The following is a 14,599-nucleotide window of genomic DNA, read 5'->3' as shown; positions in this document are numbered from 1 at the left end:
TTCAAGGAGTATTCCCATGAGCGACACCCAACAACGCATCGACGCCCTCGTGAAATCCAGCGACATCCTGCTGTTCATGAAGGGCAGCGCGAGCTTCCCCATGTGCGGTTTTTCGGGCCGCGCGATCCAGATCCTCAAGGCCAGCGGCGTGGACCCCAAGTCCGTGGTCACAGTGAATGTGCTCGAGGACGACGAGATCCGCCAGGGCATCAAGGAATACAGCCAGTGGCCCACCATCCCGCAGCTGTACGTCAAGGGCGAGTTCATCGGCGGCTCGGACATCATGATGGAGATGTACGAGTCGGGCGAACTCAAGCAGGTGCTGGGCACCGGCGAGTAAGCGATTCAACGCTCTGCACCAGGCCGCCTTCGGGCGGCTTTTGCTTTCTGGCAACACAGCAGGTTGTCAGGGCTTGTCCTGCATTTCACCGGGCATGTTGTGTGCTTGAATGGTCGTGTGATGTGACGCTTTTGCAACTCACCAGGAGCACGCGATGACCGGCCATAGCCTTGTTCCCCAAGCCCCTGCCCTGCGCCTGCCGGTGGCCCAGATGCGCAATGTGTTCCACCCCGGCGATGTGGAGCGCAAGCTCGCACGGCTGCAGGAGTCCGGCAACCAGCGCGAGTACGAGACCCTGCGCACCGTGTACGAACGCATGCTCGAACGCGGGCCGGAGCGTTTCCAGGTCAAGCCTTCGGGCGTGCCCGACATGGCCAGCCTGTACGCACAGTTGCCCAACTTCACCGACGTGCTCGACGACGTGAAACGCCACGTGGCCCTGGCGCAGGACAGCGCCGACGGGCTGGAGGTCACGCCCATGCTGCTGCTGGGGCCGCCAGGCATCGGCAAGACGCACTTTGCACGCCAATTGGCCGAGCTGCTGGGCACGGGCATGAACCTCTTGCCCATGAGTTCCATGACCGCGGGCTGGCTGCTCTCGGGCTCGTCTGCGCAGTGGAAGGGCGCGCGCCCTGGCAAGGTGTTCGAAGCGCTGGTCGAGGGCGAGTACGCCAACCCGGTGATCGTGGTGGACGAGATCGACAAGGCTGCGTCGGATGCCCAGTACGACCCGCTGGGCGCGCTCTACAGCCTGCTGGAGCACGACACGGCGCAAAGCTTCACCGATGAGTTCGCCGAGGTGGCCATCGACGCAAGCCAGGTCATCTGGATCACCACGGCCAACGACAGCCGGGGCATTCCCGACCCCATCCTGAACCGCATGAACGTGTTCGAGGTGGAGGCGCCCACGCTGGCCCAGGCACGCACCATCGCGCGCAACCTGTACCAGGGCATCCGCACCGGCCATGACTGGGGCCGCCTGCTCGATCCCGAGCCGCAGGGTGACGTGCTGGACCTGCTGGCCACCATGCCGCCGCGCGAGATGCGCCGCGCGCTGATGACCGGCTTTGGCAATGCGCGACTGGACCGGCGCTCCACGGTGGAGGTGGCCGACCTGCCCAAGGCAGCCTCCGGGCGCAACCGCATCGGTTTCGTGCAGTAGGGGCCGCCACGCCCGGAAACGGGCAGCTACACTTGGACAGGCCCGCCCCTGACGGCGGGCCTGCCACCCATGAGCCTGTCCCAAAGCCTGTTCGTCATCGGCCTGCTGATCGCAGCCAGCGCCTTCTTCTCCATGGCCGAGATCTCGCTGGCGGCTGCGCGTCGCCTGCGGCTGCGCCAGATGGCCGACGAAGGCGATGCACGCGCCGACCGCGTGATGCGCATGCAGGAGCAGCCGGGTGACTACTTCACGGTGGTGCAGGTGGGGCAGAACGCGGTGGCCATCCTGGGCGGCATCGTGGGCGAAGGGGCGCTGAGCCCGCACTTCACCACCCTGTTCGGCTGGTGGCTGACCGAGGACAACGCGCAGCGCGTGGGCTTTCTGGCCTCGTTCCTGGTGATCACCTCGCTGTTCATCCTGTTCGCCGACCTGTTTCCCAAGCGCCTGGGCATGGCCGAGCCCGAGCGGTTGGTGGTGCGTCTGGCCAAGCCCATGGCCTGGTGCATGGCCCTGTTGCGCCCCGTGGTGTGGTTCTACAGCCGGGGGGCGGACGCGCTGTTCCGCGTGCTGGGCCTGTCGTCCCTGCGCGACGACCGCATCACCTCGGACGACATCCTGGCCATGATGGAAGCCGGCGCGCGCGCCGGCGTGCTGGCCGCGCGCGAGCAGCAGGTCATCACCAACGTGTTCGAGCTGGACACGCGCACGGTGTCGAGCGCCATGTCACCACGCGACCGGATCGCCTATTTCCTGCGCGACGAGCCCGATTCGGTGATACGCCTGCGCATCGCAGCCGAGCCGTTCTCCACCTACCCCGTCTGCGAGGGCGACATCGACCACGTGGTGGGGTACGTGGACGCCAAGGACCTGTTCCAGCGCGTGCTCAACAACCAGCCCATCTCGCTGGCCGACGACAGCCTGGTGCGCAAGGTGCTGATCGTGCCGGACCGGCTGACCCTTTCCGAGGTGCTGGAGCAGTTCCGCCAGGTGCACGAGGACTTTGCGGTCATCGTCAACGAGTACAGCCTGGTGGTGGGCGTTGTCACCCTCAATGACGTGATGAGCACGGTGATGGGCGACCTGGTCTCGCCGCTGGACGAAGAGCAGATCGTGCGGCGCGACGAGAACTCGTGGCTGATCGATGGCGTGACCCCCATCAGCGATGTGCTGCGCGCACTCTCGCTGGACGAGTTGCCCCATGGCGAGGAGTACGAAACCCTGGCCGGCTTCCTGATGGTGATGCTGCGCCGCGTGCCGCGCCGCACCGACAGCGTGAGCTGGGGCGGCTACAAGTTCGAGGTGCTGGACGTGGACAGCTACCGCATCGACCAGGTGATGGTGTCGCGGCTGTCGCAGAATATCGCACCAGACAATGCCAACACGCCGGGAACGATTGTCTAGCCCGTGGCGGGCCGGTCCACGTAGTTCCAGGCGCGCTGGGCGCCGAAGACCGCATCGGGGTATGGCGAACGCCCCCGGCTGCCGTTGTAGCGGCCGAGCGCCATGAACAGGTCGCCCCGCTCGCGTTCGAGGTAGTGGCGCAGGATCACGCAGCCAAAGCGCAGATTGGTCTGCATGTGGAACAGCTTGCCGGCATCGCCGTCGCCGATCACACGCGTCCAGAACGGCATGACCTGCATGTAGCCGCGCGCACCCACGCTGGAGACGGCGAACTTGCGAAAGCCGCTTTCCACCTGGATGAGGCCGAGCACCAGGGAGACATCAAGGCCCGCGCGCTTGGATTCGTACCAGACGGTCTGCAGGAAGTCGCGGCGCACCTGCCATTCGGGCTTGCGCCGGCGCAGGCGGTCGCTCATCGCTGTCAGCCAGCGGGTGTAGTGCAGGCGGGTGTCGGTGGTAAAGAACTCGGGTTCGGGCGGGGCCTGGTTGGCGATGGCCGAGCTCAGCGCGGTGCGCACCGAGTCCATGAGCGGCTCTTCGAGCTGGCCGCCGGCATGGGCAAGCGCGGGCGCAGCCAGCCAGGCCGAGGGGCCCGCCAGCGACGCTGCTGCCACCAGGCAGGAACGCCTGGAAAGGCCCCCGCCCGCTTGCCCGGCACTCATCCCCTCGCCGCTCATACCGCCATGCGGCCCTTCACGTGGGCCCAGATATCGGTGATCGCCACCTTGGTGGCGGCAGTGTCGCGGCGATGCTGGTACTCCACGTGGCCTTCCTTGAGGCCACGGTCGCCGATCACCACGCGGTGGGGCACGCCGATCAGTTCCCAATCGGCAAACATCGCGCCGGGGCGTTCGCCGCGGTCGTCGAGCAGCACGTCCACGCCGGCAGCGAGGAACTCGGCATAGAGCTTCTCGGCCGCGGCCTTGACTTCTTCGCTGCGGTCCATGCCAATGGGGCAGATCACCACGGTGAAGGGAGCGATGGCGTCGGGCCAGATGATGCCGCGCTCGTCGTGGTTCTGCTCGATGGCAGCAGCTGGCAGGCGTGTGATGCCGATGCCGTAGCAGCCCATTTCCAGGGGCTGGGGCTTGCCGTTCTCGTCCAGGAAGGTGGCATTCATGGCGCGGCTGTACTTGGTACCGAGGTAGAACACATGGCCCACTTCGATACCGCGTTCGATCGCCAGTTCCCCCTTGCCGTCGGGCGAGGCATCGCCCGCGACCACATTGCGCAGGTCGGCAATGGCATCGGGCTCGGGCAGGTCGCGGCCCCAGTTGACGCCGGTGATGTGGAAATCCGCTTCGTTGGCACCGCAGATCCAGTCGGCCATGAGCGCCACTTCGCGGTCGACCACGATCTTGAGCGGCTTTTTCAGGCCGATGGGACCCAGGTAGCCCGGCTTGCAGCCGAAATGCTCGTCGATTTCACCGAGGGTGGCGAAGCGGAAGCCCGCCAGACCCGGTACCTTGCCGACCTTGATCTCGTTCATGTCATGGTCGCCACGCAGCAGCACGAGCCAGACCTGGGTCTTGACGGTCTCGCCCGCTTCGTTGGTCTCGTCGGTGGCCAGAACCAGCGACTTGACCGTGGTCTTCAAGGGCACAGACAACAGCTCGGCCACATCGGCACAGGTGCTCTTGCCGGGCGTGGCCGTCTTGGTCAGCGCCTGCGTGGCAGCGCCGCGCGGACCGGCAGGCGCCAGCGACTCGGCCTTTTCCATGTTGGCGGCGTAGTCGCTGCCGGGGCAGTAGACGATGGCGTCTTCGCCGGTGGCAGCAATCACCTGGAATTCTTCGCTCAGGTCACCGCCGATGGCGCCGCTGTCGGCGGCCACGGCACGGTAGGTCAGGCCGAAGCGGTCGAAGATGCGGCGGTAGGCCTGGGCCATGACCTGGTAGCTCGCCTTGGCGGCCGTCTGGTCGCGGTCGAAACTGTAGGCGTCCTTCATGGTGAACTCACGGCCACGCATCAGGCCGAAGCGCGGGCGGCGCTCGTCGCGGAACTTGGTCTGGATCTGGTAGAAGTTTTTTGGCAACTGTTTGTAGCTGCGCAGCTCCTGGCGAGCGATGTCAGTGATCACTTCTTCGCTGGTGGGCTGAATCACGAAGTCCCGGCCGTGGCGATCCTGGATGCGCAGCAGCTCGGGGCCCATTTTTTCGAAGCGGCCGGTTTCCTGCCACAACTCGGCCGGCTGGACCACGGGCATGGTGACCTCCACGGCACCCGCCCGGTTCATTTCCTCGCGCACGATGGCTTCCACCTTGCGCACCACGCGCAACCCCATGGGCATGTAGTTGTAGATGCCAGCGCCCAGCTTCTTGATCAGGCCGGCGCGCGTCATCAACTGGTGGCTGACCACCTCGGCATCGGCAGGCGCTTCCTTGAGGGTGGAAATGAAGAATTGGGAGGCTTTCATGCTGGGGCGGAGGGCGTTCAGGTGCAGCCCACTTGCTGCGCTCTAAGCGCCGTGCATAATGGACACAGTTTAAAAATTTGGGGTTTGATTATGCTTGACCGGGACGGCTTTCGGCCGAACGTCGGCATCATCCTGCTCAACCAGAAGAACCAGGTGTTCTGGGGCAAACGCATCCGCACCCACAGCTGGCAGTTTCCACAGGGTGGCATTGACCGGGGAGAAACCCCGGAACAGGCCATGTTCAGGGAGCTGCACGAAGAAGTGGGGTTGCACCCCAACCATGTGCGCTTGGTGGCCCGTACGCGGGACTGGTTGCGCTATGAGGTGCCTGACCGGTACATCCGCCGCGATGCGCGGGGACACTACAAGGGCCAGAAACAGATCTGGTATCTGTTGCAACTGCTGGGGCATGACTGGGATTTGAACCTGCGTGCCACCAACCATCCGGAGTTCGACGCCTGGCGTTGGAACGACTACTGGGTTCCACTGGACGTCGTGGTCGAGTTCAAGCGGGGCGTCTATGAAATGGCGCTGACGGAGCTGGCGCGTTTTCTGCCACGCAATGAGCAGCGCAACCGCTATCTGCGCAGCGGCATGCGCACGCGCGATGGGGAGCATGCGGGCAGCGCCATGTTCCGCACGGGTTCGTTGCTCGTCAACCCCGGCATGGAGCTGCCCCCGGGGGCGAGTTTCGACCCCGACCCGCAGGGCAGCCGGCCCATGGGGCTGGAGGGGTTGCCGCCTGCGGTGGCGCCGGACGCGGGAAGTGGCAACCCGCCACCGAACTCCAAATAGGAAGCACGCCAAGGGGCTCGCTGCAAGCGGGCCCTTTTGCCATGGTCCTGCGACCTTGTCACACCCCGCGGACACAGAGCTCAGGTGGCAGTGAGCACCATGTTGTCGCGGTGCACCATCTCGGCCTCGGCCGCGTAGCCGAGCAAACGCTCGAATTCCGACGAGGACTTACGGCACAGCAAGCGGGCTTCCGCACTCGCATAGTTGGCCAAGCCGCGTGCGATCTCTGCCCCGGCCAGGTCGCGGACCGCAATGACGTCACCGCGTGAAAAATCGCCCTCGACCGCCGTCATGCCGATGGGCAGCAGGCTCTTGCCTTCGTCGCGCACCTTGGCGGCAGCGCCTGCATCGACCAGCACGGCGCCGCGCAGCTGCAGGTGGTCGGCCATCCACTGCTTGCGCGCCTGCTTCTTCTGCGTTTGCGCGACCAGCAGGGTCCCCAGGGCCTCGCCCTTCACCAGCCGCACCAGCACGTCCTGCTCGCGCCCCCAGGCAATGACGGTGGAGGCCCCAGAGCCGGCCGCCCGCTTTGCCGCGAGAATCTTGGTGATCATGCCGCCCTTGCCGATACTGGAGCCGGCGCCGCCGGCCATGGCTTCCAGCGCAAGATCCCCCGCCTTGGCCTCGTGCACGAACTGCGCCGCCGGGTCGCGGCGCGGGTCGGCGGTGTACAGGCCCTTCTGGTCGGTGAGGATGACCAAGGCGTCGGCTTCCACGAGGTTGGCCACCAGGGCGCCCAGGGTGTCGTTGTCGCCGAACTTGATCTCGTCGTTGACCACCGTGTCGTTTTCGTTGATCACAGGCACCACACCCAGGCGCAGCAGGGTGAGCAGGGTGGAGCGCGCATTCAGGTAGCGCTCACGGTCGGCCAGGTCGGCGTGGGTGAGCAGCACCTGGGCGCTGCCCATGCCCTGCTCGCGCAGCTTGGTCTCGTACATCTGGGCCAGGCCCATCTGCCCCACGGCGGCGGCGGCCTGCAGTTCATGCACCTCGTGCGGGCGGGTGGTCCAGCCCAGGCGCTTCATGCCCTCGGCAATGGCGCCGCTGGAGACCATGACCACCTCGCGCGGGGCGCCACCGCCCTCGCCGCGCACCAGCGCGGCCAGCTGCCGGCTCCACTCTCCGATGGCCGCCTCATCGAGGCCCCGGCCTTCGTTGGTGACCAGGCTGGAGCCAACCTTGACGACGATTCGGCGGGCATCCCGCAGCACACTGGAAACCATTTTTGCTTCTATTGCCTCTGTCGCTGGGTTGCCTTGGTGGCCACCGCGTTGTGTTGTGAATGGCCGCCCCGGGAACACCCGGGGCTTGCGCACCCCGCCAAGTCAGGCCGGGGCATCCCCGGCAAAGCGCGGGTCGATCTCCTCGGGCACGTTTTCGAGGCGCTGCTCGGCCTGCACGTGGCGGAAGATGGCGTGGATCAGCGGCTCGCAGCCTTCGCGCGTCAGGGCGGAGATTTCGAACACCGGCCCCTTCCACTTGAAGCGCTTGACGAAGTCCTTGACGCGCTTGTCGCGCTCGTCCTCGGGCACCATGTCGAGCTTGTTGAGCACCAGCCAACGCGGCTTGTCGTGCAGCGACTGGTCGTATTTCTTGAGCTCACCCACAATGGCCTTGGCCTGGGCAACGGGATCGACCGCGTCGTCAAAGGGCGCCAGATCCACGATGTGCAAGAGCAGGCGCGTGCGCTGCAGATGGCGCAGGAACTGGTGGCCCAGGCCCGCACCTTCGGAGGCACCCTCGATCAAGCCCGGAATGTCGGCAATCACGAAGCTCTGCTCCGGCCCCACGCGCACCACGCCCAGATTGGGGTGCAGGGTGGTGAAGGGATAGTCTGCGATCTTGGGCCGTGCGTTGGACACGGCCGTGATGAAGGTCGACTTGCCCGCATTGGGCATGCCCAGCAGGCCGACATCGGCCAGCACCTTGAGTTCGAGCTTGAGGTTTTTCCTCTCGCCGGGCCAGCCGGGCGTCTTCTGGCGCGGGGCGCGGTTGATGGCACTCTTGAAGCGCAGGTTGCCGAAACCGCCATCGCCACCCTTGGCGATGGTCAGGACCTCGCCAGGATTGAGCAATTCATAGAGCACCTCGCCAGTCTCCGCATCCGTGATGATGGTACCCACGGGCATCTTGAGCGTGATGTCGGAACCTGCGGCACCGAACATGTCGGAACCCATGCCGTGCTCGCCCCGCTTGGCTTCGTGGCGGCGCGAATAGCGGTAGTCCACGAGGGTGTTGAGGCTCGGGTCCGCCACGGCGAACACATGCCCGCCCCGACCGCCGTCCCCCCCATTGGGGCCGCCGAACTCCTTGTACTTCTCGTGCCGGAACGACACGCAGCCATTGCCGCCATCGCCGGCGGCAATGTCAATATAGGCTTCATCGACGAACTTCATGGGTATCCAGTTTACAAAAGAGCGCTGCGCAAGAAAATCACCGGTGAAGGAGCAGCAGGGCTTTGCTCTTTTCGAGGGGTGTGCAAGACACCAGGGGGACGGGCATGCAGGCGATGCCAGGCGTCCAAACAACAAAGCCCCGACCAGGCGGGGCTTCGTTTGCTGCCGAGGGAAAGAACCCTCAGGCGGCCGTCACGTTGACTGTCTGCTTGGACAGGGCACCCTTGGTGCCGAACGACACGTGGCCGTCCACCAGTGCAAACAGGGTGTGGTCCTTGCCCACGCCCACATTGGTGCCGGGGTGGAAACGGGTACCGCGCTGGCGCACGATGATGGAGCCCGCACTGATCAGTTCACCACCGAACGCCTTGACACCCAGCATCTTTGGCTTGGAGTCACGTCCGTTTCGCGTAGAGCCGCCGCCTTTTTTCTGTGCCATGACATCAGCTCCCGATTAAGCAGCGATCACACCGATTTGCAGTTCGGTGAACTGCTGGCGATGACCTTGGCGTTTCTGATAGTGCTTGCGACGGCGCATCTTGAAGATGTGCACTTTGTCGTGCTTGCCGTGTGCCACGACAGTGGCTTTGACCGTTGCACCGGACACCAGGGGAGTGCCTACCTTCAGTTCAGCGCCGTTGCCGACAGCCAGAACCTGGTCGATCACAATTTCCTGGCCTACGTCCGCAGCAATCTGTTCTACTTTGATTTTTTCGCCGGAAGCAACGCGATACTGCTTGCCGCCGGTTTTTATGACCGCGTACATGTTGACCTCTTGATATGAGTTCTGCAGACGGATTTCCGCAGAGCCCTCGACTTTAGCACAGGCAGCAGATCGTGGCAAGCCAGCGACATCCACTGCGAACGCGGCGCACTGCCACGGCAGGAAGGCCATGGCCGTTCCTATAATCCGCTGCACTTCGAGCGCTCCTATCTTGACTGACCACTCCCAACCAGCCGCCACGCCCGCACTCACGCTCATCGCCGCCGACATGCACGAGGTGGATCGGGTGATTGCCGCACGCCTTACCTCCTCCGTCCCGCTGGTCGGGCAGATTTCGCAGTACATCATTGCTGCAGGCGGCAAGCGGCTGCGGCCGGCGCTGCTGCTGCTCATCTGTGGTGCCCTGGGCTACCGCGGCGCCCACCGCTTCGGCTTGGCCGCTGTGGTCGAGCTGATCCACACCGCCACACTGCTGCACGACGACGTGGTCGACGCATCCACCCTGCGCCGCGGCCGCGCAACGGCCAACGAGACCTTCGGCAACCCGGCCAGCGTGCTGGTGGGCGATTTCCTGCACACACGGTCCTTCCAGATGATGGTCGAGACCGGGAGCATGCGGGTCATGGAAATCCTCTCGGAAGCCACCAACGTGATTGCCGAGGGCGAAGTGCAGCAGCTCATGAACATGCACGACGCCTCGCTGGACGAGGAGGGCTACCTGAGGGTCATCCGCTCCAAGACCGCCAAGCTCTTCGAGGCCAGCGCACGCCTGGGCGCCATCCTCGCAGGCAGCCCCCCCGAACTCGAAGGCGCCTGCGCCACCTATGGCCAGGCCCTGGGCACGGCATTCCAGATCATTGATGACGTGCTCGACTACGACGGCGACGCCAGCGAGATGGGCAAGAACCTGGGAGATGACCTGCGCGAAGGAAAATCCACCCTGCCACTGATTGCAGCCATGCAGCGCGGCACGGCGGCCCAGGCCACGATCATCCGCGAGGCCATCGAGCAAGGCTCCACCGAGCAGCTGCCCGCCATCATTGCCATTGTCCGCGAAACCGGCGCACTGGAGGTCACCCGGGCCGCAGCGACCGCGGAAGCCCGCCGGGCCATAGCCGCCCTGCAGACTCTGCCAAGCAACGACTACACCGCCGGTTTGCTACACTTGGCATCTCAATTGCTGGACCGCCGCGCATAGGCCCTGCCCTCATGCGACCCGAAGGTCCTGGCGCCCCACGGGCGCCATACGGGGTGTAGCTTAGCCTGGTAGAGCGCTACGTTCGGGACGTAGAGGCCGGAGGTTCGAATCCTCTCACCCCGACCACCCTCCCGAGAAGGGGGTGCTCCTTGCAAATCCATTTTGAACTGTGGTTCAGGCGCCAATATGCAAGGCTGTACAGGTCTTTGCCAATAGGCGATGATAGGATGGCTTGCTGTTCAATTCCTAACACATTACCGGTTACATGGCTGCTGTAGATACTGCTCAGAAAGAAACACCTGCAATAGCCCTTCCGGGCTTGGGTCGGGCGTTGATGTCTGCGGGGAAGCTGACCCAGAAGGCAGCCGAGGATATTTACAAAAAGTCACAAACCAGCCGCACCAGCTTTATTGCGGAGTTAACCGGCTCAGGGGTTGTATCCGCGGGTGACTTGGCCCATACGGTGTCGGCCGTCTTTGGCGCCCCCCTGCTGGACCTGGAGGCGATTGACCCCTTGCGCCTGCCCAAGGACCTGCTGGACGCGAAGATCTGCCAAGCCTACCGGGTCGTGGTGCTGAGCAAGCGCAACAACCGATTGATCGTTGCCACGGCAGACCCCACCGACCAGGAAGCCGCCGAGAAAATCAAGTTCACGACCCAGATGGGTGTGGATTGGATTATTGCGGAATATGACAAACTGAACCGCTTGGTTGAAAGCACGACCAAATCGACCTCCGAGTCGATGGAGGCGATGACCAGCGGGGGGGATTTCGAATTCGATGATATTCCCATCGAAGAAGAACCCGACGCCACCGATGCAGGCGCTGCATCGGATGTCGAAGATGCCCCGGTCGTCAAATTCCTGCACAAGATGCTGCTCGATGCCTTCAATATGCGGGCATCCGACCTGCACTTCGAGCCTTACGAGCACCAATACCGCGTGCGCTTCCGTATCGACGGAGAGCTCCGGGAAATCACTTCGCCACCGATTGCGATCAAGGACAAGCTGGCTTCGCGCATCAAGGTGATTTCGCGCATGGACATTTCCGAAAAGCGGGTGCCGCAGGACGGAAAGATGAAATTGAAAATCGGTCCCGACCGGGTGATCGATTTTCGGGTGAGCACCCTGCCCACCCTGTTTGGCGAAAAGATCGTGATCCGTATCCTGGATCCGTCCAGCGCCAAGCTGGGTATCGACGCACTGGGCTACGAGCCAGAAGAAAAGGCGCGCCTGCTCGACGCCATCAGCCGCCCCTACGGCATGATTCTGGTGACAGGCCCCACCGGCTCGGGCAAGACGGTGTCGCTGTACACCTGCCTGAACCTGCTCAACAAGCCAGGGGTGAACATCGCCACGGCGGAAGACCCATCGGAAATCAACCTGCCCGGCGTGAACCAAGTCAACGTGAATGACAAGGCTGGGCTGACCTTTGCCGTTGCACTCAAGTCCTTCCTGCGCCAGGATCCCGACATCATCATGGTGGGGGAAATCCGCGACCTGGAAACGGCCGATATCTCGATCAAGGCAGCCCAGACGGGCCACTTGGTGCTGTCCACATTGCACACCAACGATGCACCAACGACGCTCACGCGCATGCGCAACATGGGCATCGCGCCGTTCAATATCGCCTCCAGCGTCATCCTGATCACGGCGCAGCGCCTGGCCCGGCGCCTGTGCCCCAACTGCAAGGCGCCCGCAGACATTCCGCACGAAGCCCTGGTGGATGCGGGCTACCCCGACGAGGAGCTTGATGGCTCATGGGTGCCTTATCGCCCCGTGGGGTGCTCCGCCTGCAACAACGGATACAAGGGCCGGGTCGGCATCTACCAAGTCATGCCCATTTCCGAAGAAATACAGCGGATCATCCTGCGCGATGGCAGTGCACTCGATATCGCAGAACAGGCCCGCAGCGAGGGCGTGCGATCCCTGCGCGAATCTGCCCTGCACAAGGCCAAGCTGGGGCTGACCTCTCTCGAAGAGGTGCTGGCCGTGACCAACGAATAAACATTACAGAACAGCGACGGGGAACACCATGGCGACTGCAGCAGCAACCAAGGACATCAAGGAATTCGTCTTCGAATGGGAAGGCAAGGACCGCGCCGGAAAGATCGTGCGTGGAGAAATCCGCGCCGGGGGCGAAAATCAGGTCCAGGCCACGCTACGCCGCCAGGGCGTGTTTCCGACCAAGATCAAGAAGCGGCGGATGAAGTCGGGCAAGAAGATCAAGTCCAAGGACATCGCCCTGTTCACACGCCAGTTGGCCACCATGATGAAGGCCGGCGTGCCGCTGCTGCAATCGTTCGACATTGTCGGCCGCGGCAATACCAATGCCAGCGTGACCAAGCTGCTCAACGATATCCGCACCGATGTGGAAACAGGGACGTCGCTGAATGCGGCGTTCCGCAAGCATCCGATGTACTTTGATACCCTTTACTGCAACCTAGTGGAGGCAGGTGAGGCGGCCGGTATTCTGGAAGCTCTGTTGGATCGCTTGGCCACTTACATGGAAAAGACGGAAGCCATCAAGTCGAAGATCAAGTCGGCTCTGATGTACCCGATTTCCGTGATCATTGTGGCGTTTGTCGTGGTTACCGTCATCATGATCTTTGTCGTGCCAGCCTTCAAGGAAGTCTTCAGTTCCTTTGGCGCCGACTTGCCGGCACCCACTCTTTTCGTGATGGCCATCAGTGAGATTTTCGTCAAATGGTGGTGGCTGATCTTCGGGGTGATTGGTGGCGGTTTCTATTTCTTTATGCAAGCTTGGAAGCGCAGCGAGAAGATGCAGCGCTTCATGGACCGCGCCCTGCTGAAGATGCCCATTTTTGGGGCTCTGATCGATAAATCCTGTGTCGCCCGCTGGACGCGGACCTTGGCCACCATGTTTGCAGCGGGTGTGCCTTTGGTCGAAGCGCTGGATTCCGTGGGAGGCGCATCCGGCAATTCTGTCTATCTGGTTGCCACCGAAAAGATCCAACAGGAGGTTTCCACGGGCACCAGCCTCACCGCCGCGATGGGCAACGCCAATGTCTTCCCGTCCATGGTGTTGCAGATGTGCGCCATCGGCGAAGAGTCGGGTTCGATCGACCACATGCTGGGCAAGGCCGCAGACTTCTACGAAGCCGAAGTCGATGAAATGGTGGCCGGTCTCTCCAGCCTGATGGAGCCCATCATCATCGTGTTCCTCGGGACGCTGATCGGTGGCATCGTGGTTGCAATGTACCTGCCCATCTTCAAGCTCGGCCAGGTCGTTTGATGGTCCTGGATCCGTGGTGGAGCGCCGCACTGGTCGGCGTCCTTGGGCTGCTGATCGGCAGTTTTCTGAATGTAGTGATCTACCGGCTGCCCAAGATGATGGAGCGGCAATGGAATGCGGAGGTGGCCGCTTACGCAGCAGAGCAGGCAACAGCGCAGCAGGGCACCGACAGTCCGGCTGCTGTGACCAGTGAAGCCCTCCCGCCTCCCCCCGCAGAGCCATTCAATCTCATGGTCCCCCGCTCGCGCTGCCAGGCGTGCGGACACATGGTGCAGTGGCATGAAAACATCCCTGTGCTGAGCTACCTTTTCCTGCGCGGCAAGTGCTCCTCCTGCAGAACGCACATCAGCCTGCGCTATCCCCTGGTGGAACTGGCCACGGCAGGTCTGTTTGCCTTCCTGGGCCACTGGGGAGGATTGTCAGTGCTCACCCTGGTCTGGTGCGGATTTGCCGCAGCGCTGGTGGCACTGGCGATGATCGACTGGGACACGACCCTGCTGCCCGACGACATCACCCTGCCCTTGCTGTGGGCAGGATTGATCGCATCGACCTTGGGCTGGACTGGCGTTCCCACCGCGGCCTCGGTGTTGGGGGCCGCGGCCGGCTACCTGTCCCTGTGGCTCGTGTACTGGGGCTTCAAATGGGCCACGGACAAAGAAGGCATGGGCTACGGCGACTTCAAGCTGTTCGCCGCACTCGGGGCCTGGTTTGGCTGGCAGGCCCTGGTGCCCATCATCCTCATGGCATCGGTGATCGGTGCCATCGTGGGCCTGGCCCTGAAGTTCAGGAACCAGCTGCGCGAGGGCGGCTATGTGCCTTTCGGCCCTTTCCTGGTAGGCGCGGGGCTGGCATCGATGGTGTTCACGCCCGAAGCCATTCTTCAGGCGGTGCTGGGGCGCCTCGGGCTGTAGCC

14 protein-coding genes and 1 tRNA gene are annotated in these 14,599 nt (G+C 63.5%); 9 read left to right on the top strand and 6 right to left on the bottom strand.

Translation table 11 applies throughout. The features are described from left to right. Positions 1-16 precede the first annotated feature (16 nt). From grxD to paeA, 3 genes are all read left to right on the top strand, one after another. Positions 17-340, top strand: coding sequence for a Grx4 family monothiol glutaredoxin (gene grxD, locus AC3WOH_RS13820; protein ID WP_184859848.1), 324 nt, complete (start codon positions 17-19; stop codon positions 338-340). Between the two features lie 154 nt (positions 341-494). Continuing rightward, positions 495-1,502 (top strand): AAA family ATPase, encoded by a 1,008-nt coding sequence (locus AC3WOH_RS13815; protein WP_492229882.1) that lies wholly within the window; start codon positions 495-497, stop codon positions 1,500-1,502. Between the two features lie 69 nt (positions 1,503-1,571). Further along, positions 1,572-2,903: a polyamine export protein PaeA gene (gene paeA / locus AC3WOH_RS13810; RefSeq protein ID WP_492229881.1), complete on the top strand. Its 1,332-nt coding sequence runs from the start codon at positions 1,572-1,574 to the stop codon at positions 2,901-2,903. Here paeA and AC3WOH_RS13805 read toward each other — a convergent pair. Both AC3WOH_RS13805 and AC3WOH_RS13800 read right to left on the bottom strand, forming a co-directional pair. Beyond that, positions 2,900-3,580 carry a lytic transglycosylase domain-containing protein gene (locus tag AC3WOH_RS13805; RefSeq protein WP_492229880.1) on the bottom strand — a complete coding sequence of 227 codons (681 nt, stop codon included), beginning with the start codon at positions 3,578-3,580 and terminating at the stop codon, positions 2,900-2,902. The two genes, paeA and AC3WOH_RS13805, sit on opposite strands and share 4 nt — an antisense overlap. Then, positions 3,577-5,319 (bottom strand): proline--tRNA ligase, encoded by a 1,743-nt coding sequence (locus AC3WOH_RS13800; protein ID WP_492229879.1) that lies wholly within the window; start codon positions 5,317-5,319, stop codon positions 3,577-3,579. Before AC3WOH_RS13800 ends, AC3WOH_RS13805 begins: the two co-directional genes overlap by 4 nt. A 90-nt stretch (positions 5,320-5,409) precedes the next feature. On the opposite strand from AC3WOH_RS13800, the gene AC3WOH_RS13795 reads away from it, so the two are divergent. After that, entirely contained in the window at positions 5,410-6,114 is a 705-nt protein-coding gene (locus AC3WOH_RS13795) for an RNA pyrophosphohydrolase (RefSeq protein WP_492229878.1), read from the top strand. A gap of 80 nt (positions 6,115-6,194) precedes the next feature. Here AC3WOH_RS13795 and proB read toward each other — a convergent pair whose 3' ends face one another. From proB to rplU, 4 genes are all read right to left on the bottom strand, one after another. After that, a complete protein-coding gene (proB, locus tag AC3WOH_RS13790; protein ID WP_492229877.1) occupies positions 6,195-7,337 on the bottom strand; it encodes a glutamate 5-kinase in 1,143 nt (380 codons plus the stop codon). A gap of 102 nt (positions 7,338-7,439) precedes the next feature. Then, positions 7,440-8,510 (bottom strand): Obg family GTPase CgtA, encoded by a 1,071-nt coding sequence (gene cgtA, locus AC3WOH_RS13785; protein ID WP_492229876.1) that lies wholly within the window; start codon positions 8,508-8,510, stop codon positions 7,440-7,442. Positions 8,511-8,691: 181 nt separating this feature from the next. Continuing rightward, a complete protein-coding gene (gene rpmA / locus AC3WOH_RS13780; protein WP_184859832.1) occupies positions 8,692-8,949 on the bottom strand; it encodes a 50S ribosomal protein L27 in 258 nt (85 codons plus the stop codon). 15 nt (positions 8,950-8,964) lie between these two features. After that, a complete protein-coding gene (gene rplU, locus AC3WOH_RS13775) occupies positions 8,965-9,276 on the bottom strand; it encodes a 50S ribosomal protein L21 (RefSeq protein WP_024814187.1) in 312 nt (103 codons plus the stop codon). A 226-nt stretch (positions 9,277-9,502) separates the two neighbouring features. On the opposite strand from rplU, the gene AC3WOH_RS13770 reads away from it, so the two are divergent. From AC3WOH_RS13770 to AC3WOH_RS13750, 5 genes are all read left to right on the top strand, one after another. After that, on the top strand, positions 9,503-10,432 hold the full coding sequence (locus tag AC3WOH_RS13770; protein WP_492229942.1) for a polyprenyl synthetase family protein: 930 nt from the start codon (positions 9,503-9,505) through the stop codon (positions 10,430-10,432). 49 nt (positions 10,433-10,481) lie between these two features. Then, positions 10,482-10,558, top strand: a tRNA-Pro gene (locus tag AC3WOH_RS13765). A 139-nt stretch (positions 10,559-10,697) separates the two neighbouring features. Beyond that, entirely contained in the window at positions 10,698-12,437 is a 1,740-nt protein-coding gene (gene pilB / locus AC3WOH_RS13760) for a type IV-A pilus assembly ATPase PilB (protein ID WP_492229875.1), read from the top strand. 28 nt (positions 12,438-12,465) lie between these two features. Further along, positions 12,466-13,686: a type II secretion system F family protein gene (locus AC3WOH_RS13755; protein WP_492229874.1), complete on the top strand. Its 1,221-nt coding sequence runs from the start codon at positions 12,466-12,468 to the stop codon at positions 13,684-13,686. Continuing rightward, positions 13,686-14,597, top strand: a complete 912-nt coding sequence (locus tag AC3WOH_RS13750; RefSeq protein ID WP_492229873.1) for a prepilin peptidase — start codon at positions 13,686-13,688, stop codon at positions 14,595-14,597. Before AC3WOH_RS13755 ends, AC3WOH_RS13750 begins: the two co-directional genes overlap by 1 nt. Positions 14,598-14,599 lie beyond the last annotated feature (2 nt).

This window comes from Acidovorax sp. FW305-C-20-28 (assembly GCF_058783375.1).
The sequence above is the reverse complement of the archived record's forward strand: the minus strand, read 5'-3'. Positions and strand labels throughout refer to the sequence as shown.